Annotated in this window: 24 protein-coding genes and 2 tRNA genes; 13 read left to right on the forward strand and 13 right to left on the reverse strand. The window is 52.9% G+C overall.

Annotation, left to right across the window (positions count from 1 at the left end):
* Window positions 1–3 precede the first annotated feature (3 nt).
* Window positions 4–1,113 (reverse strand): YcbX family protein, encoded by a 1,110-nt coding sequence (locus tag FD737_RS00590; RefSeq protein WP_160832445.1) that lies wholly within the window; start codon window positions 1,111–1,113, stop codon window positions 4–6.
* Window positions 1,114–1,210: 97 nt separating this feature from the next.
* Between FD737_RS00590 and rlmKL the strand changes: the two genes are divergently transcribed.
* The 6 genes from rlmKL to rmf all read left to right on the forward strand — a co-directional run bounded on the left by rlmKL (window position 1,211) and on the right by rmf (window position 9,162).
* Window positions 1,211–3,328: a bifunctional 23S rRNA (guanine(2069)-N(7))-methyltransferase RlmK/23S rRNA (guanine(2445)-N(2))-methyltransferase RlmL gene (gene rlmKL, locus FD737_RS00595; protein WP_160832446.1), complete on the forward strand. Its 2,118-nt coding sequence runs from the start codon at window positions 1,211–1,213 to the stop codon at window positions 3,326–3,328.
* A 5-nt stretch (window positions 3,329–3,333) separates the two neighbouring features.
* Window positions 3,334–5,247, forward strand: coding sequence for an ABC transporter ATP-binding protein (locus tag FD737_RS00600; RefSeq protein WP_160832447.1), 1,914 nt, complete (start codon window positions 3,334–3,336; stop codon window positions 5,245–5,247).
* Window positions 5,248–5,263: 16 nt separating this feature from the next.
* Complete coding sequence (gene pqiA, locus FD737_RS00605; RefSeq protein WP_034820456.1) at window positions 5,264–6,547, forward strand: membrane integrity-associated transporter subunit PqiA; 1,284 nt, start codon at window positions 5,264–5,266, stop codon at window positions 6,545–6,547.
* Entirely contained in the window at window positions 6,519–8,162 is a 1,644-nt protein-coding gene (pqiB, locus tag FD737_RS00610) for an intermembrane transport protein PqiB (protein WP_160832448.1), read from the forward strand. Before pqiA ends, pqiB begins: the two co-directional genes overlap by 29 nt.
* A complete protein-coding gene (pqiC, locus tag FD737_RS00615; RefSeq protein WP_034820450.1) occupies window positions 8,159–8,725 on the forward strand; it encodes a membrane integrity-associated transporter subunit PqiC in 567 nt (188 codons plus the stop codon). Before pqiB ends, pqiC begins: the two co-directional genes overlap by 4 nt.
* 269 nt (window positions 8,726–8,994) lie before the next feature.
* The gene (gene rmf, locus FD737_RS00620) at window positions 8,995–9,162 is read left to right on the forward strand and encodes a ribosome modulation factor (protein ID WP_007887362.1); all 168 of its coding nucleotides are present in this window, start codon (window positions 8,995–8,997) and stop codon (window positions 9,160–9,162) included.
* A gap of 66 nt (window positions 9,163–9,228) precedes the next feature.
* On the opposite strand, the gene fabA is transcribed toward rmf, so the two are convergent.
* Together fabA and FD737_RS00630 are read right to left on the reverse strand one after the other, a co-directional pair.
* Window positions 9,229–9,747 (reverse strand): bifunctional 3-hydroxydecanoyl-ACP dehydratase/trans-2-decenoyl-ACP isomerase, encoded by a 519-nt coding sequence (gene fabA / locus FD737_RS00625; RefSeq protein WP_034820448.1) that lies wholly within the window; start codon window positions 9,745–9,747, stop codon window positions 9,229–9,231.
* 67 nt (window positions 9,748–9,814) lie between these two features.
* Window positions 9,815–11,677, reverse strand: coding sequence for a Lon protease family protein (locus tag FD737_RS00630; protein ID WP_160832449.1), 1,863 nt, complete (start codon window positions 11,675–11,677; stop codon window positions 9,815–9,817).
* Window positions 11,678–11,730: 53 nt separating this feature from the next.
* Between FD737_RS00630 and matP the strand changes: the two genes are divergently transcribed.
* On the forward strand, window positions 11,731–12,198 hold the full coding sequence (gene matP / locus FD737_RS00635; RefSeq protein ID WP_141399037.1) for a macrodomain Ter protein MatP: 468 nt from the start codon (window positions 11,731–11,733) through the stop codon (window positions 12,196–12,198).
* A 91-nt stretch (window positions 12,199–12,289) separates the two neighbouring features.
* On the opposite strand, the gene ompA is transcribed toward matP, so the two are convergent.
* Window positions 12,290–13,363, reverse strand: a complete 1,074-nt coding sequence (ompA, locus tag FD737_RS00640; protein WP_160832450.1) for a porin OmpA — start codon at window positions 13,361–13,363, stop codon at window positions 12,290–12,292.
* Window positions 13,364–13,712: 349 nt separating this feature from the next.
* Window positions 13,713–14,204 carry an SOS-induced cell division inhibitor SulA gene (gene sulA / locus FD737_RS00645; RefSeq protein WP_097119300.1) on the reverse strand — a complete coding sequence of 164 codons (492 nt, stop codon included), beginning with the start codon at window positions 14,202–14,204 and terminating at the stop codon, window positions 13,713–13,715.
* 221 nt (window positions 14,205–14,425) lie between these two features.
* Here sulA and FD737_RS00650 point away from each other — a divergent pair, with 221 nt between their 5' ends.
* Entirely contained in the window at window positions 14,426–15,049 is a 624-nt protein-coding gene (locus FD737_RS00650) for a TfoX/Sxy family DNA transformation protein (protein WP_097119299.1), read from the forward strand.
* Between the two features lies 1 nt (window position 15,050).
* On the opposite strand, the gene yccS is transcribed toward FD737_RS00650, so the two are convergent.
* A complete protein-coding gene (gene yccS / locus FD737_RS00655) occupies window positions 15,051–17,189 on the reverse strand; it encodes a YccS family putative transporter (protein WP_160832541.1) in 2,139 nt (712 codons plus the stop codon).
* 12 nt (window positions 17,190–17,201) lie between these two features.
* On the reverse strand, window positions 17,202–17,645 hold the full coding sequence (locus FD737_RS00660) for a YccF domain-containing protein (RefSeq protein ID WP_034820431.1): 444 nt from the start codon (window positions 17,643–17,645) through the stop codon (window positions 17,202–17,204).
* A gap of 123 nt (window positions 17,646–17,768) precedes the next feature.
* Between FD737_RS00660 and helD the strand changes: the two genes are divergently transcribed.
* On the forward strand, window positions 17,769–19,823 hold the full coding sequence (gene helD / locus FD737_RS00665; RefSeq protein ID WP_160832451.1) for a DNA helicase IV: 2,055 nt from the start codon (window positions 17,769–17,771) through the stop codon (window positions 19,821–19,823).
* 3 nt (window positions 19,824–19,826) lie between these two features.
* Here the strand turns inward: helD and FD737_RS00670 are convergent, their stop codons facing one another.
* A complete protein-coding gene (locus FD737_RS00670) occupies window positions 19,827–20,288 on the reverse strand; it encodes a methylglyoxal synthase (protein ID WP_034820416.1) in 462 nt (153 codons plus the stop codon).
* Between the two features lie 67 nt (window positions 20,289–20,355).
* Window positions 20,356–20,982 (reverse strand): DUF2057 family protein, encoded by a 627-nt coding sequence (locus FD737_RS00675; protein WP_160832452.1) that lies wholly within the window; start codon window positions 20,980–20,982, stop codon window positions 20,356–20,358.
* Between the two features lie 175 nt (window positions 20,983–21,157).
* Between FD737_RS00675 and FD737_RS00680 the strand changes: the two genes are divergently transcribed.
* Complete coding sequence (locus FD737_RS00680; RefSeq protein WP_160832453.1) at window positions 21,158–21,580, forward strand: CoA-binding protein; 423 nt, start codon at window positions 21,158–21,160, stop codon at window positions 21,578–21,580.
* 32 nt (window positions 21,581–21,612) lie between these two features.
* Here FD737_RS00680 and hspQ read toward each other — a convergent pair whose 3' ends face one another.
* Window positions 21,613–21,930, reverse strand: a complete 318-nt coding sequence (hspQ, locus tag FD737_RS00685) for a heat shock protein HspQ (protein WP_034820407.1) — start codon at window positions 21,928–21,930, stop codon at window positions 21,613–21,615.
* 58 nt (window positions 21,931–21,988) lie between these two features.
* The gene (gene rlmI / locus FD737_RS00690; protein ID WP_160832454.1) at window positions 21,989–23,179 is read right to left on the reverse strand and encodes a 23S rRNA (cytosine(1962)-C(5))-methyltransferase RlmI; all 1,191 of its coding nucleotides are present in this window, start codon (window positions 23,177–23,179) and stop codon (window positions 21,989–21,991) included.
* Between the two features lie 82 nt (window positions 23,180–23,261).
* Between rlmI and yccX the strand changes: the two genes are divergently transcribed.
* Window positions 23,262–23,540, forward strand: coding sequence for an acylphosphatase (gene yccX, locus FD737_RS00695; protein ID WP_160832455.1), 279 nt, complete (start codon window positions 23,262–23,264; stop codon window positions 23,538–23,540).
* Here yccX and tusE read toward each other — a convergent pair whose 3' ends face one another.
* Window positions 23,541–23,867 (reverse strand): sulfurtransferase TusE, encoded by a 327-nt coding sequence (gene tusE, locus FD737_RS00700; RefSeq protein ID WP_038647738.1) that lies wholly within the window; start codon window positions 23,865–23,867, stop codon window positions 23,541–23,543. It abuts the gene before it with no gap.
* Between the two features lie 100 nt (window positions 23,868–23,967).
* On the reverse strand, window positions 23,968–24,624 hold the full coding sequence (gene yccA, locus FD737_RS00705) for an FtsH protease modulator YccA (protein ID WP_160832456.1): 657 nt from the start codon (window positions 24,622–24,624) through the stop codon (window positions 23,968–23,970).
* A 224-nt stretch (window positions 24,625–24,848) separates the two neighbouring features.
* Here yccA and FD737_RS00710 point away from each other — a divergent pair.
* Both FD737_RS00710 and FD737_RS00715 read left to right on the forward strand, forming a co-directional pair.
* A tRNA-Ser gene (locus FD737_RS00710) sits at window positions 24,849–24,936 on the forward strand.
* Window positions 24,937–24,971: 35 nt separating this feature from the next.
* Window positions 24,972–25,059 (forward strand) — tRNA-Ser (locus tag FD737_RS00715).
* Window positions 25,060–25,259: the final 200 nt, after the last annotated feature.

Below are 25,259 nucleotides of genomic sequence, written 5' to 3' on the forward strand. Positions count from 1 at the left end.
CGTTTAAGCCAAAACAATATCGCCTGCGGGAATACAGCTACAACTGAGAATCGTTCCGTCTGCGCGCACTGCGCTCTGTTTCAGCGCTTTCACTTCGCCCGATACCAGCGTCACCTTGCAGCTACCACATATCCCGGCACGACACGAGTAGGGAATGCGAAAGCCCTGCATCTCCAGTTGTTCGAGTAGCACTTGCTGGTTGTCGCCGGTAAATTCACTGCCCTGATAGCCAATGATCACTTCTGCCTGTTGGCTGGCAGCCGGTTTGAGGGTTTCCACCACCGCGCCCGCTCCGTAAGCTCGCGGTGTCTGACGAGCCAAAACCGTGAGCTCATCGCCGACGCGGATCACGCCGCTGTTGCGGGCGATCAGATTCAGACCGAAATCGATATCTCCGCTGCCGTCCTGACCGCTGCGGAAACGTTGTAACGTGGCCAGGGGTTCACCTTCGGGATGTTTGCGCCCGCTTTCGGTACCCACGGTGGTGAATACACAGCGGCTGCAGGGCTTGGGCATATCAAAAACAATCTCGCCGATTTTAACTTGCTTCCAGCTGTCTTCATCCCATGCGGCTGCGCCGCTGACCACCAGGTTAGGGCGGAATTGCTCAACGCGAACGCTGGCCGGGCAACGCTGCTGCAGATCCTGCAGTGACGACATATTCACCAGCAGGAAGGGAAAACCATCCGCGAAACTCAGCGATACCTTATCAAATTTTTTCACCCGTCGCGTGGGAGCCACACCGGTCCAGCGCAATTGCACCGGACGCGGAAAGAATTCACTCAGCCAATCATTGATTTCGGCGGGCGCAATATGCGAGGTGAAATGATTCCCCCACACTTCAGTGGGTGACAATTGTGCCGTGAAATCGCTGAAGCGAATTAACGCCTGGCTGCCATCCGGGGCATTTAAAAATAAGCCATCGGGTAACAGCGCAGGAGTAAAACGCACCATGTCCGGATACTGTCGCGCAGTAATAAAAGTGCCGTCCAGTTCGGTCACCATGAAGATGCGATCAAACGCCAGACCACTCTCCAGCACCTGTGCATGAGACAGTTGCAAACCGCGCATCGATTTGACCGGATGAATATAGAGGCGAGAAAGCGTAATCATCGAAACTCCAACAGGACAAAAAGAAGCTAACTTTATGACATAGGACGCTGATTCGCTATAATGCGCAACAATTTTAGCAAGAGTAAAAAGTGACGATATGAATTCTCTGTTTGCCAGTACGGCGCGTGGGCTCGAAGAGCTGTTAAAAACTGAGCTGGACGCGCTGGGTGCGCAGGATTTGCAGGTGGTGCAGGGCGGCGTCCACTTCCGTGCCGATGACCGTGTGATGTACCAAAGCCTGCTGTGGAGCCGACTGGCTTCGCGTATTTTGCTGCCGCTGGGAGAATTTGGCGTCTGGAGCGATCTCGACCTGTATGTGGGCGCGCAGAGCATTCCCTGGACCGAGATGTTCGACAGCAGCACCAGCTTTGCGATTCACTTTAGCGGCACCAATGAGGTGATCCGTAACAGCCAGTTCGGCGCGTTGCGTATTAAAGATGCGATCGTTGACAGCTTTACGCGTCAGAATCTGGAGCGTCCGAGCGTGGACCGTGAACAGCCTGGCATTCGCATTAATGCGTGGCTGAATAAAGATCGTGTCAGCATCGCACTGGATCTGAGTGGCGATGCGCTGCATCAGCGTGGCTATCGTCAGCAAACCGGCCAGGCACCGCTGAAAGAGACGCTGGCGGCCGCGATTGTGATGCGTTCTGGTTGGCAGAGCACCACGCCATTGATCGATCCGATGTGCGGTTCTGGTACTTTACTGCTGGAAGCGGCGCTGATCGCTACCGATCGCGCGCCGGGCTTGCTGCGTACTCATTGGGGTTTCAACCGCTGGAAAAACCATAATCAGGCGGTCTGGCAGGAAGTACTGGCTGAGGCGAAAGAGCGTGCCCGTGTGGGGACGGCGGCCACAACCGCGCGCTTCTTCGGTTACGACAATGACAGCCGCGTGCTGGAATCCGCGCGAGCCAATGCGCGTCGTGCTGGCGTGTTCGAGCTGTTCACTTTTGCCCAGCAGGATGTGATTAAGCTGAAGAACCCGCTGGCGGGCCAGGAGATCACCGGCACCGTGCTGAGCAACCCGCCTTACGGTGAACGTCTGGAAAGCGAACCCGCGTTGATTGCGTTGCACAGCCTGCTGGGACGCATTATGAAACAGCAGTTCGGCGGCTGGAATCTGTCTCTGTTTAGTGCGTCGCCGGAATTGCTAAGCTGCCTGCAACTGCGCGCCGACCGCCAGTTCAAAGCCAAAAATGGCCCACTGGAATGTGTGCAGAAAAACTATCAGCTGGCCGCAACCAGCGGTGAAGGTAGCGCGCAAATTGCCGAAGACTTTGCCAACCGTCTGCGTAAGAACATCAAGAAGCTGGAAAAGTGGGCGAAGCAGTCCAACATTGAATGCTATCGCTTGTACGATGCCGACTTGCCGGAATACAACGTCGCGGTAGACCGCTACGGCGACTGGGTGGTGATTCAGGAATATGCACCACCGAAAACCGTGGATGCCAATAAAGCACGTCAGCGTCTGTTTGATGTGATCAGCGCGACGCTGAGCGTGCTGGAGATTCCGGCCAATCGACTGGTGATGAAAACCCGTGAGCGTCAGAAGGGTAAAAATCAGTATCAGAAGCTGGGAGAAAAGGGCGACTTCTTCGAAGTACAGGAGTTTGACGCGCGTCTGCTGGTGAATCTGACCGATTATCTTGACACCGGTTTGTTCCTGGATCACCGTCTGGCCCGCCAAATGCTGGGCAAAATGAGCGCGGGTAAAGACTTCCTTAACCTGTTTGCCTACACCGGCACCGCCAGCGTGCACGCCGGGTTAGGCGGTGCGAAAACCACCACCACCGTGGATATGTCTCGCACTTATCTGGAGTGGGCCGAGCGCAACCTGCGTCTTAACGGTCTGACCGGACGTCAGCATCGACTGATGCACGCCGATTGCCTGAGCTGGTTGCGTGACAGTGACGAACAATTTGATTTGATCTTCATCGATCCGCCGACTTTCTCGAATTCCAAACGAATGGAAGACGATTTTGACGTGCAGCGTGACCACATGATGCTGATGCAGAATCTGAAACGTCTGCTGCGTCGCGGTGGCACCATTATGTTCTCGAATAACAAGCGCGGTTTCAAAATGGACCTGGACGGTTTAGCCGCTCTGGGCTTACAGGCGCAGGAAATTACCCAAAAAACGTTGTCGCAAGATTTCGCACGCAACCGTCAAATTCACAACTGCTGGCTGGTTAGCCACGCCGGTAAGGAATAAGTTTTATGTCACTGATCAGTATCCATGGCGCTTACCTCTCATTCAGCGATGCGCCGCTGTTGGATAACACCGAACTGCACATCGAAGAGGGCGAACGCGTCTGTCTGGTGGGCCGTAACGGTGCCGGTAAATCCACATTAATGAAAATCATCAATGGCGAACAACCGCTGGATGATGGCCGCATTATTTACGAACAAGATTTAGTGGTGGCGCGCCTGCAACAGGACCCACCTCGGAACATTACCGGTTCAGTCTACGATTTTGTGGCGGAGGGCGTTGCGGAGCAGGCTGAGCATCTGAAAGCTTATCACGCGATTTCTCATCTGGTGATGGAAGATCCGAGCGAGAAAAACCTAAACGAAATGGGTCGTTTGCAAACCATTCTGGATCATCAGAATTTGTGGCAGCTCGATAGCCGTATCAATGACGTATTGCAGCAGATTGGTCTGGAAGCTGACACTGAGCTTTCCTCACTCTCCGGTGGCTGGCTGCGTAAAGCCGCGCTGGGCCGTGCGCTGGTGAGCAATCCACGCGTGCTGATGCTTGATGAACCGACTAACCACCTCGATATTGAAACTATCAACTGGCTGGAAACCTTCCTCAAGACCTTTACCGGCAGCATCGTGTTTATCTCGCACGACCGTTCGTTTATCCGCAATATGGCGACGCGTATTGTCGATCTCGACCGCGGTAAACTGGTTTCCTGGCCGGGCGATTACGATCAATTCCTGCTGGGTAAAGAAGAAGCACTGCGCGTCGAAGAGATGCAGAACGCGGAGTTTGACCGCAAGCTGGCGCAGGAAGAAGTCTGGATTCGCCAGGGCATCAAAGCGCGCCGTACCCGTAATGAAGGCCGCATGCGCGCATTAAAAGCGCTGCGTCGTGAACGTTCAGAACGCCGTGATGTGATGGGCAAAGCCAACATGCAGGTCGGCGAAGCCGCTCGCTCAGGTAAGATTGTATTTGAGATGGAAAACGTCAATTACAGCGTGGATGGCAAAACGCTGGTGCGCGATTTCTCCACTCAGGTGCAGCGCGGCGATAAGATCGCCCTGATTGGCCCGAACGGCTGTGGTAAAACCACCTTACTGCGTCTGATGCTGGATGAGTTAAAAGCGGACAGTGGTCGCGTACACTGCGGGACTAAGCTGGAGATCGCGTACTTCGACCAGCACCGTGCTGAACTGGATCCGGATCGTACCGTGATGGATAACCTCGCGGAAGGTAAACAGGAAGTGATGGTCAACGGTAAGCCGCGCCATGTGCTGGGCTATCTGCAGGACTTCCTGTTCCATCCGAAGCGTGCGATGACGCCAGTGCGTGCGTTATCCGGTGGTGAGCGTAACCGCCTGCTGTTAGCGCGTTTGTTCCTGAAACCTAGCAACCTGTTGATTCTCGATGAACCGACCAACGACCTTGACGTGGAAACGCTGGAGCTGCTGGAAGAGCTGGTGGATGGTTATCAGGGCACCGTGATGCTGGTGAGCCACGATCGTCAATTCGTCGATAACACCGTGACCGAATGCTGGATCTTTGAAGGCAACGGTGAGATTGGTGCCTTTGTCGGCGGCTATCACGATGCGCAGTTGCAGCGTAGCGCCTATAAGCAAACCAAGTCCGCTACGGTGAAAACCGCATCCGCTGCGCCCAAAGCGGCAGAGAAAAATCAGGAGCCAAAACGTAGCGCGAACAAACTCAGCTATAACCTGACGCGTGAACTGGAACAGCTGCCGCAAAAACTGGAGCAACTGGAAACACGTATCGGCGAACTGCAGGCGAAAATGAGCCATCCGGACTTTTTCAGCCAGCCGCACGACAAAACTCAACCGGTTCTGGATGCGTTAGCGCAGACGGAAAAAGAGCTGGAAGTGGCGTTTGAGCGCTGGGAAGAGTTGGAAGCGCTGAAAAACGGCGCGTAACACAGAGGAAGTCAGTATGTGTGCAACGGATCAGGCGCACCAGTGGATGCTCTGTCCACAGTGTGATTTAACCGTAAAATTGCCTGCCGTGCCGGTGGGCAGTCGCGCGCGCTGCCCACGTTGTCATACCACGCTGACCGCTAACTGGCATGAGCCGCGAAAACGTCCTACCGGGTACGCTTTCGCGGCACTGTTTATGCTGGTGCTGGCGAATCTATTTCCCTTTATCAATATGCATGTGGCCGGGCTGAGCAGCCAAATCTCGCTGCTCGAAATTCCCGCGGTGATGGATCGTGAAGATTACCGCAGCCTGGCGACACTGTTTCTGCTGTTTGTACAGGGGATTCCCGCATTCTGCATGATCACCATTCTGCTGTTGGTGAATCGCGTGCGTATGCCGCACAGTCTGCGCCTTGGGCTGGCGCGTATTTTATTCCAGCTGCGCAGTTGGGGCATGGCCGAGATCTTTATGGCAGGCGTGCTGGTGAGCTTTGTGAAGCTGATGGCCTACGGCGAAATTGGCCTTGGAAGCAGTTTCTGGCCGTGGTGTCTATTCTGTGTATTACAGCTGCGCGCATTTCAGTGTGTGGATCGGCGATGGGTGTGGCAGAGCATGGGTCCACTCCCGGCATTGCCGATGGTGCCGCAAGCCGGAATCAGTGGGTTGAAGCAGGGATTGCGCAGTTGCCCTTGCTGTACCGCTATCTTATCTGTCGGGCAGGCTGAGTGTCCCCGCTGTGGCGTGGTCGCTGCACCGCGACGTAAGCACAGCTTGCAGTGGACGCTGGCACTCTTGATCACCTCGGTGATGCTCTACATTCCCTCAAACATCATGCCGATTATGGTCACCGAGACGCTTGGCTCGCAGTATCCCTCGAACATTATGGCCGGGGTGATTCTGCTGTGGAGCGATGGCTCCTGGCCAGTGGCGCTGGTGATCTTTATCGCCAGTATCATGGTGCCTTCACTCAAGATGCTGGCGATTGCCTGGCTTTGCTGGCACGCCAGTGGTCGCGGTCGACGTGATGATGAGAAAATGCACGTGGTGTATGAGGTGGTGGAATTTGTTGGCCGCTGGTCAATGATTGATGTGTTTGTCATCGCTGTGTTATCCGCGTTGGTGCGGATGGGGCAGCTAATGAGTGTTTACCCTGCGCCAGGCGCGCTGCTGTTTGCCATGGTAGTGATTCTTACCATGTTTGCAGCGATGACGTTTGATCCGCGCCTGATTTGGGATCGATTACGGGAAACTGAACGAAAGGAGCCGCGTCTTGACGGACAACCATCACGGGACTGCTAAGGTCGACCAGATTAAACGCTGGTCACCGGTCTGGATCGTACCCATCGTCACGCTATTCATTGGTGGCTGGATCTTATTTTATCATTTCAGCCATCAGGGTCCGGAGGTGACGTTGATCACCGAAAGCGCTGAGGGTATAGAAGCCGGAAAAACCACCATTAAGAGCCGCAGTGTCAATGTTGGCGTAGTGGAAAGTGCAGTATTAACTGACGATCTGCACCATGTGGAGATCAAAGCACGCCTCAATTCTGGGATGGAAAAACTGTTGCATGGCGACAGCGTATTCTGGGTGGTGAAACCGCAAATCGGGCGCGAAGGGATTACCGGTCTCGGCACATTACTCTCGGGTGCCTATATTGAATTGCAGCCAGGTACGAAGGGCGATCAACCGGAGCGCTATCAACTGCTGGATGCGCCACCTCTGGCACCGCCGGATGCCAAAGGCATTCGCATCACACTCGATAGTAAAAAAGCCGGACAGCTTAATGCGGGCGATCCGGTGCTGTTCCGTGGCTATCGCGTGGGTACGGTGGAATCCAGCACCTTTGATACCGATAAACGCATGATGACCTATCAACTGTTCATCGCCGCTCCGTACGATCGTCTGATCACGACCAATGTCCGTTTCTGGAAAGACAGCGGTATCGCCGTCGATATGTCTGCCTCGGGCATGCGGGTGGAAATGGGTTCACTGACGACGCTGTTTAGCGGTGGCGTTAGTTTTGATGTGCCAGATGGCGCGGAGCTGGGGCAGATCGCCGAAAATAAAGCGGAATACCATCTGTTTGACGATCAGCGCAGCATCCAGGATTCGTTATATACCACCCACACCGATTTCCTGCTGTTCTTTACCGATTCGATTCGTGGCTTGCAGGTAGGCGCACCGGTTGAGTTCCGCGGCATTCGTCTGGGTACCGTCTCGCAAGTGCCTTACACCATTCCAGGTGTCAATCAGGCGTTGAATAACGATTATCGTGTTCCGATATTGATTCGTATCGAACCGGATCGCTTTATCAGCCGTCTGGGCGGAGATTTCAATCTTGAGCAGCACCTGCAGGATGGCAAGAAGCGGGGTCTGCGCGCTACGCTGAAAACCGGTAACCTCTTATCGGGTGCGCTGTATATCGATCTGGACTTCTATGACAACGCACCGGCGTATAAAGGTCCAAATGAGATTGCGGGCCTGGAGGTGATTCCAACGGTCAGTGGTGGATTAAGTCAGATTCAGCAGAAGCTCACAGCAGCGCTGGATAAGATCAACGGTCTGCCATTGAACCCGATGATCACCGAAGCGACAAGCACCCTGAAAGAGAGCCAGCGTACGATGCAGCAATTGCAGAAAACCCTGGATAACCTCAATCACATCACTGCCAGCCCGGCGATGAAAACGCTGCCAGAAGATATGCAGCAGACGCTGCGCGAGTTGAATCGCAGCATGAAAGGCTTGCAGCCGGGTTCACCGGCTTATAACAAACTGGTGGGAGACATGCAGCGACTTGACCAGGTGCTGCGCGAATTGCAGCCGGTGCTGAAAACGCTCAATACCAAGAGCAATGCATTGGTGTTTGAAGCCAAACCGGGCCAGGATCCCCAGCCAAAGAGGGCGAAACAGTGAAAAAAGGGCTGATTATTGGTGCGATGCTGCTCCTGGCAGGTTGTAGCAGCACCATCGAAAACACCTATTATCAACTGCCTGCGGGCAGCAATGTCGCGCGTGTAGACAGCGCATCCAGCGGCAACCAGCCAATGATTTGGGTCGAGCAGGTATCGGTTCCGGATTATATGGCAGGGAATGGTTTGGTGTATCAAACCAGCGATGTAAAGTATGTGATTGCTGCCAATAACTTGTGGGCCAGTCCGCTGGATCAACAACTACAACAGACATTGATCAGCAACCTCAGCAAAGCACTGCCGGGCCGAATTGTTGCCAGTGCTCCGTTAGGTGAGAGCCACGATACTTTGACGGTAAATGTGACCGGTTTCCAGGGTCGCTATGATGGCCAGGTTGTGGTGAGCGGAGAATGGCTCCTGCAACATCAAGGGCGCTTAATCAAACATGGCTTTAATCTGACTCTGCCGCAAAATGAAGATGGCTATGATGCGCTGGTGCGAACTCTGGCTATCGGCTGGCAGCAAACAGCACAACAAATCGCAAAAAGTGTCATTTCGCTAAATTAAGATTTGTTCGATGCTTATGCTAAGTCCCTGATTTGCCGTTGTGTGACGGACATCAAATCAGGGGCTTTTTTTATCGTCTAATCAGCCAGATATACACGGAATTGACAATTATAAATGTCGTTTTAGCGTCAAAATGATGACATTGGCGTGAATTTTGCGCATTGATCTTTCTTCTGCCAGGAGTTAGAACATTACTGTGGTTGAACATTATATCGCCACTCTTTCTTTCCACCCAGAATCCACCAGACCTGAAATGAGGGAATCGAGGCATGAAGAGACAGAAAAGAGACCGCCTGGAACGTGCACACTCACGAGGCTATCAAGCGGGTATTACTGGCCGCTCAAAAGAGATATGCCCCTATCAAATGATCGATGCGCGGTCTTACTGGTTGGGAGGTTGGCGTCAAGCCATGGAGGACAGGTCGGCGGTGGCCTAGCACTGTCGGATGTCCATAATTGAAGGAAGAAACCTCCGCTGAATGCGGAGGTTTTCGTTTGGGGAATTAGAAAGCAGAGGTGTCTTTAAACAGACCCACTTTCAAATCTGTCGCGGTGTAAATCAGGTTACCGTCAACGAAGACTTCACCATCAGCCACGCCCATCACCAGCTTGCGGTTGATCACGCGCTTGAAGTGAATTTTATAAGTGACTTTCTTCGCGGTTGGCAGTACCTGACCGGTGAATTTCACTTCGCCCACACCCAGTGCGCGGCCTTTACCTTCAGCGCCTAACCAGCCGAGGTAGAAGCCAACCAACTGCCACATGGCGTCAAGGCCGAGGCAGCCTGGCATGACCGGATCGCCTTTAAAGTGGCAATCGAAGAACCACAGGTCAGGGCGGATATCCAGTTCGGCTTCCACAAAACCTTTGTCAAATTTACCGCCGTCTTCGGTCATCATGACCACGCGGTCCATCATCAACATGTTATCAGAGGGAAGCGGCGGTCCATTTTCGCCAAACAGTTCGCCGCGACCTGAGGCAACCAGGTCTTCTTTGCTATAGGATTCGCGTTTATCTACCATGTTCTCAATATGCCTTCTTTTAGTGAAGCCCGAATATTAGCGAACAGTTGTACGCTGGGCAAATCAATCAGCTGTGGTTAAACCAGTTGAGCCAGCGCAATGGCCACGGACGATGACGAATTTCCTGCTGGTTCAGCTGTGCAATACGTTCCTGAATGGTATTGAGCAGTGACTCGCCGCTCTCACTTTGCCATGCGATGCCGGTTAATAAGGGTAACGCTTCATCCACGCTTTCAATTGCCCAGATGTGGAATTGCTCTTGCTTCACCGCATCAACCACAGCTTCGCTGAGGCTCAAATGGCGCACATTACTGGCTGGCAGAATAACGCCTTGTTTACCGGTCAGCTCGCGTGACTGGCAAATGCTGAAGAAGCCTTCAATTTTTTCATTCAGGCCGCCAACAGGCTGCACATTACCAAATTGGTCCACGGAACCGGTCACCGCAATATGCTGGCTTAGTGGCTGATTGGCCAGTGCACTAATCAGCGCGCAGAGTTCGGCCAGTGAGGCGCTATCACCATCCACTTCGGAATAGGATTGTTCAAACACTAACGAGGCTGAGAAGGGCAGCTGTTGCTCGAGTTCAAGTTCAGCGATCAGATAAGCTTGCATAATCATCATGCCTTTCGCATGAATATTACCGCCCAGCTCGGCTTTACGCTCAACGTCAGTGAATTCGCCATCCCCCGGATGAACAACACAGGTGATACGTGACGGCTCGCCCCACGGACGCGGATGACCAGGAAACTCCACTACAGACAGACCGTTAATCTGTCCCACCACTTCACCTTCAGTTTCAATCATAATCTGATTGAGCAGAATTTCGTCACGCATGCGGTCGGCCAGGTAGCTTTCACGCCATTCGCGCGCTTCCAGTGCTTCTTTCAATGCTTCAGCATTGATGACGTCACCGTGCAGCGCGGTTTCCTGCAGCTGACGGCGTAACCAGCGCGGGCAGAGCGGTAAGGTTTCTTGATCACCCGTGAAGCGAACCGCCTCATTGATCAAGAGCGGCCAGAAATCGGCTGCAGGCTGGTCCAGGCCAGCTTGTTCAGCTTGTGTGAGCGTCCACTGGCACCAGAAGGTCATGTCCTCTTCATCAGTGATCTGCAGGTTCTCTTCGAACTCGCTGTAGAGTGCCATTTCATGCACTTCTGCATCCAATTCCTGGAAGCTGGCTAGCGCATCACGATCGCCACAAAGTACCAGGCGCAGTTGCAGCGGCAGGGAAGGGATGGCCACTGGCAACGGTTGGCGTTCGTCCTGCGAATACCAGTCAAAGCGGCCTTGCTCGATGCACTTACGCAGACGCAGCCATAGCAGTGGTTGAGCCAGTAGCGTATTCACGGACAGGATTAAAGTGCCGCCATTGGCTTGATGAATCAATCCCGGCTCGGGCTGAATACGATCTTTGTACTGACGCACACAACCGAACAGCTGTTCTGCTTCAATCCAGTCGGCAAAGTGAACACCGCCCTGACTGGTGAATGGCCGGTTAGCATCGCTGGGCGGCATCAGGCTGACCGTGTCGCCCATGACATGATAGTCACCGCCATACAGCGCAATCTCTTCGGGCTGGAAGCGCTGTGCGGCTTCGGCGATGCACGCGAGATAATCGCTGTTTTCCTGACTGCGTAATAGCAACAGAGGAAAACCTAAGGTTTGATGATGCAAATGCGCCAGCGCATTCAGCAGACGCGGCTGAACCGCGGCAAGACTATCGCTATCTTCCAGTGAGACGTTTGAGAAAATGGATTGGTAGCGGATGCTATCCGGCTGCAGGGCTTGCCACGTAATTTGAGTGCTGGTCAAAATATTCGCATTAGTCAGATTTAGGAAAAGCGCGATTATACAGGAATCAACCTTGTTAAGCACTGCGGAGTTCCAGCCCAAAATGTGATGACCGCTACATGTTTTTCCTTGCTGCATCCGGGAAAAAAGCTGTTATTCTTAGTTTGTTACGTGATCACGATGAGATTCCGATGAAATACCAGCAACTCGAAAATCTTGAAAGTGGATGGAAGTGGAAATACCTGGTGAAAAAGCATCGGGAGGGTGAATTGATCACCCGTCATCTTGAGCTCAGCGCCGCGCAGGCTGCGGTGGATGCCTTACTGGCGATGGAAAATAGTCCAGTAGAGGTAGCGGAATGGATAGCTCAGCACATTCACCCCGATCTCGAGAATCGGCTGAAGCAGACTATTCGTGCGCGCCGTAAGCGGCATTTTAATGCGGAACATCAGCATACGCGTAAGAAGTCGATCGATCTGGAATATCTGGTGTGGCAGCGTTTGGCAGGATTGGCACAGCGTCGCAGTAACACGCTATCAGAAACCATTGTGCAGTTGATTGAAGATGCCGAGCGCAAAGAGAAGTATGCCAGCCAGATGTCAACGCTTAAGCAGGATCTGCAGGCGATTCTGGGTAAAGGCGGATCAGAGAACGAATAGCGCTGATGTGTGCACTATGATGGTGTTGTTAGCCAGTTGAAAAGAGATAAAAAAAACCCCGCAAGAGCGGGGTTTTTTATTGCGTGATAACTTAAGCCTGTGGCTGAGTTACAACGTCTTTGATACCTTTCACGTCGATTTCAACGCGACGGTCTGGCGCCAGGCAGTCGATCAGGGCATTACGGCCTTTCACGCTGTCACAGGTGTTGCCAGTCACTGGGTTAGATTTGCCCATACCGCGTGCAGAGATCTTGTTAGAAGGGATACCTTTAGAGACCAGGTAATCAACTACAGACTGAGCACGCTTCTCAGACAGTTTCTGGTTGTACTGCTCTGAACCGATACGGTCAGTGAAGCCCAGAACAACAACAGAACCGTCTTTAGGATCCATTGAGCTCAGCTGGCTGTACAGCTGATCCAGAGCCTGCTGGCCTTCTGGTTTCAGAGTCGCTTTGTTGAAGTTGAACAGCACGTCAGACTTCAGAGTGAAACGCTTGGTTTCTACAACTGGCGCTGGAGCTGGTGCTGGAGCAACAACTGGTGCTGCTTCTTCATCCTGACCGAAACGGTAAGACACGCCGACGCTCAGCATGCTGTTGTCTGGACGCGCACCAACGGTACCTGCGTCACCGATGTTGTTAACCCACTGATAGTCCAGGCGAGTCGCCCAGTTTTTGGTCAGTGCGTATTCAACACCAACTGCAGCCAGCGGAGAAACGCCGGTGTCGTGGTTGCTGATGCGATTACCATCACGCAGATCAACTTGTTTAGAGTCTGCACGCCATACCATGCCGCCCAGACGGGTGTACACGTCCAGATCGTCAGTGATTGGGTAGCTCAGTTTAGCTGCCAGCTGAACGCCTTGTGCTTTGAATGCGCCGTTAACTTGGTCGCCTTTGTTAGGCATGCGGCCTAACCAGTCGTAGCCCAGCTCGAAGCCCAGGTATGGGTTAGCCTGGTAGCCCAGGAATGCACCAGCACCAAGCTGAGATTCGTGAGTTGGACCGTCGTTGTTCGCGTAACCGTTACCGTAGTAACCAGTATCGTGATACTGAGACCAGCCCAGTTTAGCACCGGTGTACCAGGTGTTATCTTTAGGAGCGGCCTGCGCTACGGTAGCGAAGCCAGCCAGTGCCACTGCAATTGCGATAGCTGTCTTTTTCATTTTTGCGCCTCGTTATCATCCAAATAGGCAATGAGCAAAAAGGTTGCTCTTTGTGTTAATCCTTCGCCGGGTCTAAACGCTCGCTTTTGACTCTACCGAAAAAACGGAGGTTATTGAGCACCCTGGCGAGATAAAGTCTACAACGAGATTGGAAAGTTACAAGTATGATGTGAGGCCAGCCAGCAAAAAAACAGGGATTTATACACACATTTTAACAAATCACATGGCAAAATCTTCGCCAGCGAATTGAGAAAATGCTGCTAAACCATTGTCAAAGCTAGCGGGAAAAGAATCAGTGGCTTAGCAGCATCCTTAAGAAAAAAAAGCGTGAGAAAATTCCTGGTTTTACTTAATGAAACAAATCCGACGGAATTTTTGGCGTATTTGGTTGTCTGGACAAGACGCGATCGTGACCTTGCGGACGCATAATTAAACCTAGTGCTTCACCTTCTGCCGCTGCCATTTCGAGTTCAAACCGCTCTTCATCATTCAATTCGTACGGTATCCAGGCCAAAACCACACTATAATTTCCCGTGCGCAGAGCCTTCACCATACTTTCCACTGTCGTGAGTCGTTCAGATTCGGTGATATGCATACTTTTCTCAAGCGGTAATCCTGACTGCTGCATCCAGTTGCGATTCAGCTTATGCGCAGGTGTTAACCACAGCTGCCAGCGGGACTGTTCGCTGAGTTGCTTTAACACCGGCAACAGCAGTAACTGCATCATGCCAGGTTGTTCGCTGTAACGTAGTTCAGTAATTCCACCCAGAGAAGGCTGCGTCAGGCTTGTAGAAGCAAAACGTTGAGAACGATCAGCAAGGCCAGAGAATTGAGTACGCATGTTTTAATCACTCAGTAATGAACTGTATGGATGTACAGTAATGTCTTCCTGGATAAAGATCAACCTCAATTTCTGAAAACACCTCGCAAATTGTGCACATCGCACACAGCAAATGCTTTTATTCATTGAACAGCTAATGGGTTTTTTCTATCTTCTAACCAGATGAAAACCCAGGATTTTAAGGAATTTTCTCGAATGAGAATTCACGGAAAGGAGCTGTAATGAAAACCAACAATCCACTCGTTAAACAATCCAAAACACAGCTGGCACCGCTGGGAAAGATCGAATCCCGAACGCAATTTGGTGGCTATGCTCTGACAGTAGAAAAGGTCATTTTTGCGTATATCAATGAAGACGCGCTTTACCTGCGTGCCAGTGAGGCATTGCAGACTTACCACACCCAACGTGCTCTTGAACCGCTGGTTTATCGCAAACGCGGCATCCCAGTGCAACTGAATTACTTCAAGGTGGATGCGAAGCTTTGGCAGGATACTGAGCAACTCTTGCGGTTGTCGGCCAGTGCACTGCACGCAGCACAGCATGAGTTAGCAAATCGGACAGTGACCCTACGGTTGAAGGATCTGCCTAACCTTAGCCTGCGCATGGAGATGATGCTGCATAAAGTTGGCATCAGTTCGGTGAAAGTGCTGCATGAAATGGGATCGCGCCAGAGCTGGCTCAAACTGCGTGCCGTTAACAAACATATCGGGCTGAAAACGTTAATGGCATTGGAAGGGGCGATTTCCGGACATCACCAAGCTGCATTGCCTGCGGCGATCAGAGAAGAACTGCATGCGTGGTATGTCAAAACGCTCCACCAAAAAAACATGGTGGAGCCGAGTTAACTTAATGACTGGATAGTGTGCGGCGCAGGCGGGCAATTTCCGGCAGCAGGGCAATCAGTAATCCTAGCTGCTGCATCACCAGCGGCGCCTGCACGTCCGAACTGTTTTTAACTTCACTTAATTGTTGCATTACCTGCTGCTGCATGGCTAATGCCTGCTGGTCGTCAACGCGTTCAATCTGCAGCACATCCTCAACAAAACAGACTGCATCATCTAAAACTTTGAGCAGTGCAGGGTCAGAGAGGCGTTCGCGATGAGCGCCCAGCGCCGAGATGTAGCTCAGGAAGGAGTGATTCAGGCACAGCAACCGGAACGCGTTTTCACGCAACGGTTGCTGAAGCTTGAGTTCGCTGCTCATATTCGAGACCACAGATGCTAATTCAGCATCGGCATTGTGAGCATCGCGGCGTGCCACGCGATAGGGCAGACGATTATCTTTGCCCTGATGATATTGCTCCAGAATGGCATCGAGATAGCGACAATTGGCATTCAGTGTGCGATCCGCAACGGCGCTAATCTTGCGGAATTGCCAGTCGGGCCAGACAAATGCCACGGCCAGCCAGGCCAGACCGCACCCTAGCAACGTATCAACAATACGCGGCAGCGCCACCTCAAAGCCTTCGCCCAGCAGGTTAAAGCAGAGCAGTACCAGTAAGGTGATAAACAGTGTGGCTTGCGCATACTGAATCTGGCGAAAGGCAAAAAACAGTACGCCGCTTAGCACGATTAAAATCAGCTGCCCTTCGATGGAGGGCACCAACCACAGCACTGGCAAGCCGATGGCGATACCGGCCAGCGTCCCGCCAATACGTAAGGCGAGTCGGCGGCGCGTGGCGTTGTAATTAGGCTGGCAGACAAACAGACTGGTGAGCAAAATCCAGTAGCCGCGATGAAGACCGGTAATTTGAATAAAAGCGTATCCGACACAAAGCACCAGAGACATACGCACAGCATGACGGAACAGCGCCGATCCGGGGCTCAGATGACGGCTCAGCCGTAGCCGAATGTCCGCCCATCCACTCAGCCCTTCACGAGAAAGATGGTTATCTGCGGAGGAAGTCGGTTCGGCCAGCGCTTGTTCAGACTCAATCGAGGCTAGTTGCGCATCAATCGCACGCAAATTGCGTAGCAGCCAAAACAGCGCGCGATTGTGAGGGTCCTGCGGGTCATTCTGCTGCAATCTCTCCAAAGCCGTTTCCAGCCGGGAAAAAGTGCGTTCAAAGCTGCTGTCATGATGCCACGGCTGTCTTAACAAGATGCTCTCAGCCAGCTTGCGACAGGCCTGAGCTTGCATATTCAACAGGCGCTGGAAGCGGAACAGCACTTCGTTATAGCGCCAGTTATCGCGCAGCAGGTGATATTGCAGATGGGATGAGCTGGCGCGTTCATGAATATCCTGCGCAACGAAATAGTAGTGCAAACTCCGACGTGTGCTGCGCGATCCACGGTCGCCGCGCAAGCGACTCTGAATGGTGGTTTTCGTCTGATTAAGTTGCGCCACCAACTGGCTGTTCACCATCGCCGTGGCAATGGTACTGGCATCATCCTGTTGACCGGCATCCGGATCGAACAGATTCGCCTTGGCCTCCAGATAACTTGCCAGCTGAGAAAAACTGGCTGCCAGTTGCTCCTGCACCGGTCGCACCGGGAAGATCAAATGCCCGATAAATGTCAGCAGGTTGTACCACAGAGCACCAATCAGCAGCAGGGCGGGTTGCATCCACCACTCAGGGAACAGGCCAATCCCCAACATGGTATAAACCGCAATCAGCAGCGCACCAAACGCGATGGTGGCATAACGCTGTCCCAGAGCGCCAAGCAGAATGAAGCCCCAGCTGGAGAGCGCCAAACCGATGGCAAATGCCCATGGGTAGGGAAATAACAATTCAACCGATACCGAAGCGATGCAAAAGCAGACCAGCGTAATCATCAGATTGCGCAAGCGCCCGGTCCATCGGTCATCCAGGTCGGCCAGCGCAGCCGCCACCACGCCGAGCGTTAAAGGTATTGTCCATTCTATCTGCTGCAACCACCACGGAACGGCGGCGCAGCCTGCCAGCGCGAAGAAGATGCGCAGTAAATAACGCAGACTGCTATTAAACAGATAACGTCGCCATCCCGGCATCGCGTTAAGAAGCATCAATCGTCCGCCTTAGTAACGACGGCGCGCATTCGCTTCACGCGCGGCCTGAGCCTCTTCCACCGAAACCACACGGCGACCCACTGGCCAGAGTGCAATAGCGGCAATTTTAAAGTTAGCGATACCGACGGGGATACCGATGATGGTCAGGCATTGGATGATGCCGGCAGAAATATGCATCAGACACAGCCACCAGCCGAAAAACACCAGCCAGAAAATGTTGAGGAAGGTTCCGCCAGCATTCAGCACATGGCTTTTACTGTCAGGTCGCAGCACATCGACATGCACCGCTTCATTACCAAAGGGCAGAAGTGAAAGTTTAGTGATTTCCCAGCAGGATCGCGTTAAAGGCAGGGTAAAGATAAGCACGATGCTGACAAGCGTGGCAAACAGCCAGCTTAGCGTGGTGAACACGCCACCCAAAACGAAGTTAAGAATATTCAATACGGTGCGCATAACACGATTTTCCTTTTGCAATCCGCAATATGTGTCGCCCAGTTTAGCCTGTTTTAAGGCTGGAGCGCCAAGAGTCTGACAGGTAAACTGCGCGATAATCGAATTCCACAAGACGGTGCGGACATGGAACTGAAAGCAACATCAATGGGCAAACGTCTGGCTCAGCATCCCTATAATCGGGTGCGTCTGCTGGCCGCTGGCGTGGAAGTCAGTGGCGATCGTCACGAATATCTTATCCCGTTCAATCAGTTAATCAGTATTGCTTGTAAACGCGGCATGGTTTGGGGAGAGCTGGAATTTCACTTGCCAGAAGATAAGGTTGTACGCCTGCACGGCACGGAATGGCAGGAGACGCAGCGTTTTTTCCATTACTTGCAGCATGCCTGGCAGCAGTGGAGCCAGGAAATGAGCGAAGTCAGTGCACAAGTCCTGATGGCTTTGGAACAGGAGATTATCGCCTACACGCAACAGGATCGCTGGTTAAAGCGCAGCGAACTGGCTACGGTAAAGGAGAGCATTCAACGCCAATTTTCCGCCTTACCGCTGCCACTTTCGCGTCTGAATGAGTTTGATAATTGCCGTGCGCGCTGGCAGTTTTGCCAGCAGTGGTTAGATCAAGGTGAAACCGCCATTCGCCAGCGCAACCGTGAATGGACGACGAAGGTCATCAAGGACTACCACGAGTTTTTCTCCACTGTCGAAACTACACCGCTTAATGCTTCCCAGTGCGAAGCGGTGGTCAACGGTGAAGACGCCTTACTGGTGCTGGCCGGTGCGGGAAGTGGTAAAACCTCGGTGCTGGTGGCACGTGCCGGTTGGTTGCTGAAACGCAAGCTGTCACAGCCGGAGCAGATTCTGCTGCTGGCATTTGGTCGCCAGGCGGCCGAAGAGATGAACGATCGTATTCAGCAACGCTTAGGTGAGAGTCCGATTCAGGCGCGAACGTTTCACGCGCTGGCATTGCACATCATCCGCGAAGGCAGCAATAAGCAGCCGGTGATCAGCAAGCTTGAAAGTGACAGCAAGGCGCGGCGGCAACTGCTGATCGACACCTGGCGCGAACAGTGCAACAGTAAAAAGGCGCAGGCGAGCGGTTGGCGTCAATGGTTGCAGGAGGAACTGGAGTGGGAGGTCGCTGAAGGCCCATTCTGGCAGGATGACAAGTTGGCGCAACGGCTGGCCTCACGCATGGAGCGCTGGCTGGGACTGATGCGCATGCACGGTGGTGCGCAGGCGGCGATGATTGCCGATGTACCTGAAGATTTCCGCGATAACTTCAGCAAACGCGTCAAACTGATGGCGCCGCTATTAAAAGCCTGGAAGAGTGCGTTGAAAGAAGAGGGGGCAGTCGATTTCTCCGGGCTGATCCATCAGGCGATTGCCATTCTCGAAAAAGGACGCTTTATCAGCCCGTGGAAGCATATTCTCGTGGATGAGTTTCAGGATATCTCGCCACAGCGTGCCGCTTTATTGACTGCGTTACGTCAGCAGAATAAGCGCACCAGTTTGTTCGCGGTGGGCGATGACTGGCAGGCAATATACCGTTTCAGCGGCGCCGAGATGAGTCTGACCACGGCTTTCCACCACTACTTTGGTGACGGCGATCGCTGTGTGCTGGACACCACCTATCGTTTCAACGATCGCATCGGTGAGATTGCCAACCGCTTTGTGCAGCAGAATCCACATCAGCTGCGCAAGCCGCTCAACAGTCTGAGCAAGGGGAATAAGAAGTCAGTCACGCTGCTGCCGCAGGAGCAACTGGAACCGTTGCTGGATAAATTAAGTGGCTATGCGAAACCGGAAGAGCGTGTGCTGTTGCTGGCGCGCTATCACCATTTGCGTCCTGCCATCCTCGATAAAGCCAAAACGCGCTGGCCGAAATTGCAGATCGATTTTATGACCATTCATGCCAGCAAAGGGCAGCAGGCAGATTTTGTCATTATGCTGGGCCTGCATGAGGGGCGTGATGGCTTCCCCGCTGAGGCGCGTGAATCGATTATGGAAGAGTGGTTATTACCCCAGCCGGAAGATTTCCCTGACGCTGAAGAGCGACGGTTGGCCTATGTGGCGATTACCCGCGCACGTCAGCAAGTGTGGATGCTGTTTGATAAAGATCGGCCTTCCGTTTTTGTCGAACACTTCCGCGAATTGGGCGTGCCGCAAAGTCGAAAGGCCTGAACATTACGCTTTCAGGCGGTCGGCAAGATAGCGCTGATAATCGGGGATTTGGATCTCAAACTGCTGGGCAAACATCGGTGCCTGAATAATGAAATCCGCGGTGGCGCGATTGGTCGCCACCGGGATATTCCACACGGTGGCCAGACGTAACAGGGCTTTGACATCGGGATCGTGCGGCACCGCATTTAACGGATCCCAAAAGAAGAACAGCACATCGATTTTCCCTTCGGAAATTAAAGCACCCACTTGCTGATCGCCACCCATCGGGCCGCTTAGCATGGCGTTGACGTCTAAACCGGTGTGGCGATTAATCAGATTACCTGTGGTGCCGGTGGCATAGAGCACATGCGGTTGCAGCGCGCTCTGGTTGGCTTTAACCCACTCCAGTAGCGTCGCTTTACAGTGATCGTGGGCAACGAGGGCAATGTGTTTCTGAACGTTAAGGGTACGAACGGTCTGCTCCATAGGGCTTCCTGTTTCTTCTCATGCATTAATTTTAAGGCATGAGTGGACCCCTGACATTTCAACACTATCAACTTGAGCGTAAGGTTTTCATCCAACTGATAAATCTCAGGCGTGTAGCAGCATCAAAACGCTGAAACCACTGTTGCAGATAAGGTAACTCTCCCGCATCCTGCCAGGCAAAATCGAGACTCGTCTGGGCATCCGGCGCACTCACCGATTGCAGCGCAAAGCGAGGAACCGATGCCGCCTGGGCAGTACGGTTATAATTCAGCATGGCCTTTTCCAGATCGCTATCGCTACCCTGTGGTAAGCGATCGCGCACGCTGGTGATTTCATTCCCTCGTTCATCAACGAGCTGGAAATTTAGCGCCTTATCGAACGTGCTGCGTTCTCGGCGGTTGGCCAGAACGGGTAAACGAATCGCGACTGAGGTGGCGCTGGCATTGAACGTGACGATCATCGGCACCGACTGAAAATGCGTGGCATCCGCACAAGGTTTTTCAACGCGAAACAGGAATTGATGCTGCCCACGCTCCAGCTCCAGGCTGTCCGCGCCTTTCAGCAACGAGCCTGAGATTTTGCGACCATCGAGCACCAGCAAGTCGATTTCAGGATCGAGTTTCAGGGTGATGGCATGGCAGGATGCCGATACGAGTAACACGAGTAAACTCGTAACAGCCAAAGACAGCTTCATTTCAACTCCCGGAGGATGGGGATTAAGGGTGATGTGTAGCAAATTATTACATTATGGCAGTAAATTTACATTTTCACATATTTATTCGTGCTGAGGCGCAAAGTTTTTATCTGAGGGGCTTGCACTGTGTCACGCAATGGCAACTACACTCAGGCGAACGAACAAGGAGAAAAAAATGAATGATCAAACGATTCGTGATGTATTGAGCCGCACCAAACGCATTGCATTGGTAGGGGCGAGCGATCGCACCGATCGCCCAAGCTATGGTGTGATGAAGTTTTTGCTTGATCAGGGTTATGAGGTTATTCCGGTGAGTCCAAAACTGGCGGGGCAGCAGTTGCTGGGGCAGACCGCTTACGCCACGCTGGCAGAAATTCCGGGTAAAGTGGATATGGTAGATGTGTTTCGCAATGCTGAGGCCGCGTGGGGTGTGGCGCAGGAAGCGATAGCCATTGGTGCCGATACACTGTGGCTGCAATTGGGCGTGATCAATGAGCAGGCGGCAGTGCTAGCGCGCGATGCGGGCATGACGGTGGTGATGGATCGTTGTCCTAAGATTGAAATTCCGCGTCTGGGTATTCCGCCCATCGCGTCGTAAAGCTGAAACGGCGACCGAGGTCGCCGTTGTCATTAATGGCGCAGGCTAGGTGCCTGCAACTGCTGCCGGATGGAAGCAGCAAGTTCATCCATCGAAGGTTGCTCAGGATGCTCATACGACGTTTCACCGGCGAGTTGAATTTCAGCAACATAGGTGTGAACCTGTTCGCCTTCTTCATCTTCCATCACTACGTGATACCAGGGTGCGGCGCGCAGCGTTTCACTGGCCGCCACATCATCCTGCTCGGGTTCATCGAGCGAAAACTCCGGATCGACATCCACAATAACGCCGAGCACCCCGGAGAGACGGTGACGGACCTGCTGTCCAATGCCAAATTTACTGGTAATCATGGTGCCTCCCAAAACTGTGCCCTGTCTCTAATATGGAGGCAGGGTACAGATTTTCAAGTCACAGCACGCGGCAGGCAAAACCTTTCAGATAAAGACCTTCAGGATAGCTGGCGATCACGGGGTGATCGGCTGCCTGACGGAACTGCTCTACAAATTGTACATCACGACCCGCATCCACTGCGGCATCGGCGATAATTTTCTGGAACAGTTCGGTGGCCATCAGTCCTGAGCAAGAGAATGTCAGAAGAATACCGTTAGGATTGAGCAACTGCATCGCCAGCATATTAATATCCTTATATCCGCGGCAGGCGCCCATCAGCTGATTCTTGTTCTCAACAAATTTCGGCGGATCCATCACGATCACGTCAAACTTTTCGCCGCTGTCACGGTAGCGACGCAGCAGTTTGAAGACATCATCACGCACGAACTGTGCACGAGACAGATCGAGGCCATTGAGCTCAACGTTCTGTTTCGCCACATCCAGCGCATCCTGTGACGTATCCACGCTAATCACTTCGCGGCAGCCACCCATCAGAGCCGACACGGCAAATCCGCCGGTGTAAGAGAAGCAGTTCAGCACGCGAGCGTTTTCAGCGTAGCGGCGCGTGGCAAAACGGCTGTCACGTTGATCAAGGTAGTAACCGGTTTTATGGCCACCCTGAATATCGACCAGCAATTTCATGCCATGTTCGGTAATCGGCAGTAACGGCGGCGGCAGTTCACCAGTGACTGGGCCTTGTGTCAGTTCCAGTCCTTCTTTTTTGCGCACGGCAACATCAGAACGATCGTAAATCGCGCAAGTTGGGAAGCACTGCTGTAAGGCAGAGAGAATCGCCGGGCGTTGATATTCAGCACCGGCGGACAGGAGCTGCAGGACCATAAAGTTGCCGAAACGGTCAATGGTCACGCCAGGCATACCATCCGACTCACCGGCAATCAGACGATAGCTATCAAGGCCATCACGTTGCGCCAACCATTTGCGCCACTGCTGTGCTTTTTCAAAAGCGCGGACAAAGAAGGCGATGTCGATTGACTCATCCTGCTGCCAGCTCCAGACGCGCGCGCGAATTTGTGACTGCGGAGAATAAGCGGCACGGGCCAGCCATTTACCATTGCTGTCGCAGACATCAATAGTTTCACCAGACTGGGCTTTACCTTCCATACGGGCAACGGCACCTGAGAACACCCACGGATGGCGGCGGAGCAGGGATTTTTCACGTCCCTTTGCGAGAATCAATCGAACGGTCATGTTTGCTATGCTTACCTGAAAAAATGAGGCGCCATTTTCCGGTGGATGGCGGCAAATTGCAACGCACAATGGGGAGATAGCCATGGCGAACACGTGCTACAAAATCTGGGTGCACGGTATAGTGCAAGGGGTGGGCTTTCGCTATTACACCCAGTCACAGGCCAATAAACTGGGTGTTACAGGTTATGCGCACAACCTGCGCGACGGCAGTGTTGAAGTACTGGCCGCTGGCGAGGAACAGAAAGTGGAGGCGCTCATCACCTGGCTGAAAGCAGGCGGGCCAACCAGTGCACGGGTTGATAAGGTGCTGGTGGAACCTCATCAACCCACGCCGATACCTACGCGATTTACCACTGGCTGATTACAGACACTTGGCGGGTTTTGGCAAACCAGCTATTTTAGTGGCTTGTTTTGCCGGACCTTCAGGGAACAGTCGGAACAGATAACGGCTATTCCCTTTTTCCTCGCCATATTTCTGCGCCATGGCTTTCACCAGCATGCGCACCGCAGGGGAAGTATTGAACTCCTGATAGAAGGCGCGCACAAAGTGTACCACTTCCCAGTGAGCCTCACTCATCACAATGGCTTCATTCTCAGCAATCACCGCAGCGAGTGCTTCGCTCCAGTCCGCACTATTTTTTAAGTAGCCTTCCGCATCGGTGGCGATCTCTTTACCGGCAAAAATCACAGTCATTCCTCACAGCATCAATCGGCGTATTGTAAGTTCGCCAACGGCTAAAAAGCAAAAACCCCGCCGAAGCGGGGTTTTGGACATTTATGTCTGCAGCTTAATCTTTGCTGGCGAAGCCTAACAGGCTCAGCAGGCTGACAAAGATGTTATACAGCGACACATACAAGCTCACGGTGGCGCGGATATAGTTGGTTTCGCCGCCATGAATGATGTTACTGGTTTCCCACAGAATCGCACCCGCTGAGAACAGGATAAACAGCGCACTGATCGCCAGATGCAGCGCTGGCAGTTGCAGGAAGATATTCGCCATGACCGCAACCAGCAGCACCACGAAGCCAGCCATCATCATACCGCCAAGGAAGGACATGTCACGACGCGTGGTCAGGACGTAGGCCGAACAGCAGAAGAACACCAGCGCCGTACCGCCCAGCGCCATGGCAATCACATCGCCCATGCCTGCCGCAAGGAAGGAACTTAGGATTGGGCCAAGGCAATAACCGAGGAAACCAGTAAAGGCGAAGGCCGCCAGAATACCTGCCGGGCTATTCGCCAGACGGTAGGTCAGGAACATCAGACCGTAAAAACCGACCAGCATCAAAATTAATCCGGGAGAGGGCAGAGCAAAAACGGTGCTGAGCGTGGCAGTGACCGCGGAGAACGCCAGCGTCAGGCCAAGTAAGAAGTAGGTATTGCGCAGCACTTTGTGGGTGCTGATCAGCGATTGCCGCTGTGACGAGCTAATTATTCTATCCATCATGCGCTCCATTATAGAGAGAGAACACCAAATATGGCCTGAGGATACGCAACGGCTACCAGACAGCAAAGTCGTTTTACCCATCTTTACGCGATAAATTGCTGTTTCACTGAGCAGAGTGGTGATTTTGACAGCGAAAAAATGGATTTTGGCTGTTTTTCAGGCGAACGATTCAATCCGCGCTTTACATCGTTCGGGGGGATGTTTATAGTGCGCCTCATTGCGGAGGGGTGGCCGAGTGGCTTAAGGCAACGGTCTTGAAAACCGTCGATGGGAAACCATCCGAGAGTTCGAATCTCTCCTCCTCCGCCATCACTCTTGCAGAGTGAAGTGACAAAAAGATTTCCGGAGGGATGGCCGAGTGGCTTAAGGCAACGGTCTTGAAAACCGTCGATGGGAAACCATCCCAGAGTTCGAATCTCTGTTCCTCCGCCATATTAAAGAAGCCCGCAGAAATGCGGGCTTTTTGCTTTTCTGCGTTCCGGAATTCCGAAAAACATCCCGTTGCTTTTCAATCTGCTGCCGTTACCCGACGGCACGCGCGTTTACTGCTATATTCCATTCACGGTTTTTGTAAACATCTGGCGATTTTCCGAGGCAAGCTGGGTTACACTGTGCGGTAATTCGCTCAATGG

Source organism: Pantoea sp. Seng, from assembly GCF_009829935.1.
GTDB lineage: Bacteria > Pseudomonadota > Gammaproteobacteria > Enterobacterales > Enterobacteriaceae > Pantoea > Pantoea communis.

Bases quoted from the DNA above. Each gene is read 5' to 3' on its own strand.
- rmf (WP_007887362.1), top strand. From the start codon at position 8,995: ATGAAGAGACAGAAAAGAGACCGCCTGGAACGTGCACACTCACGAGGC.
- FD737_RS00660 (WP_034820431.1), bottom strand. From the start codon at position 17,645: ATGCGCACCGTATTGAATATTCTTAACTTCGTTTTGGGTGGCGTGTTC.
- pqiA (WP_034820456.1), top strand. From the start codon at position 5,264: ATGTGTGCAACGGATCAGGCGCACCAGTGGATGCTCTGTCCACAGTGT.
- FD737_RS00670 (WP_034820416.1), bottom strand. From the start codon at position 20,288: ATGGAGCAGACCGTTCGTACCCTTAACGTTCAGAAACACATTGCCCTC.
- FD737_RS00675 (WP_160832452.1), bottom strand. From the start codon at position 20,982: ATGAAGCTGTCTTTGGCTGTTACGAGTTTACTCGTGTTACTCGTATCG.
- ompA (WP_160832450.1), bottom strand. From the start codon at position 13,363: ATGAAAAAGACAGCTATCGCAATTGCAGTGGCACTGGCTGGCTTCGCT.
- yccS (WP_160832541.1), bottom strand. From the start codon at position 17,189: ATGCTTCTTAACGCGATGCCGGGATGGCGACGTTATCTGTTTAATAGC.
- FD737_RS00600 (WP_160832447.1), top strand. From the start codon at position 3,334: ATGTCACTGATCAGTATCCATGGCGCTTACCTCTCATTCAGCGATGCG.
- fabA (WP_034820448.1), bottom strand. From the start codon at position 9,747: ATGGTAGATAAACGCGAATCCTATAGCAAAGAAGACCTGGTTGCCTCA.
- rlmKL (WP_160832446.1), top strand. From the start codon at position 1,211: ATGAATTCTCTGTTTGCCAGTACGGCGCGTGGGCTCGAAGAGCTGTTA.
- helD (WP_160832451.1), top strand. From the start codon at position 17,769: ATGGAACTGAAAGCAACATCAATGGGCAAACGTCTGGCTCAGCATCCC.
- FD737_RS00680 (WP_160832453.1), top strand. From the start codon at position 21,158: ATGAATGATCAAACGATTCGTGATGTATTGAGCCGCACCAAACGCATT.
- hspQ (WP_034820407.1), bottom strand. From the start codon at position 21,930: ATGATTACCAGTAAATTTGGCATTGGACAGCAGGTCCGTCACCGTCTC.
- FD737_RS00650 (WP_097119299.1), top strand. From the start codon at position 14,426: ATGAAAACCAACAATCCACTCGTTAAACAATCCAAAACACAGCTGGCA.
- sulA (WP_097119300.1), bottom strand. From the start codon at position 14,204: ATGCGTACTCAATTCTCTGGCCTTGCTGATCGTTCTCAACGTTTTGCT.
- FD737_RS00590 (WP_160832445.1), bottom strand. From the start codon at position 1,113: ATGATTACGCTTTCTCGCCTCTATATTCATCCGGTCAAATCGATGCGC.
- rlmI (WP_160832454.1), bottom strand. From the start codon at position 23,179: ATGACCGTTCGATTGATTCTCGCAAAGGGACGTGAAAAATCCCTGCTC.
- FD737_RS00630 (WP_160832449.1), bottom strand. From the start codon at position 11,677: ATGCAGCAAGGAAAAACATGTAGCGGTCATCACATTTTGGGCTGGAAC.
- yccX (WP_160832455.1), top strand. From the start codon at position 23,262: ATGGCGAACACGTGCTACAAAATCTGGGTGCACGGTATAGTGCAAGGG.
- matP (WP_141399037.1), top strand. From the start codon at position 11,731: ATGAAATACCAGCAACTCGAAAATCTTGAAAGTGGATGGAAGTGGAAA.
- yccA (WP_160832456.1), bottom strand. From the start codon at position 24,624: ATGGATAGAATAATTAGCTCGTCACAGCGGCAATCGCTGATCAGCACC.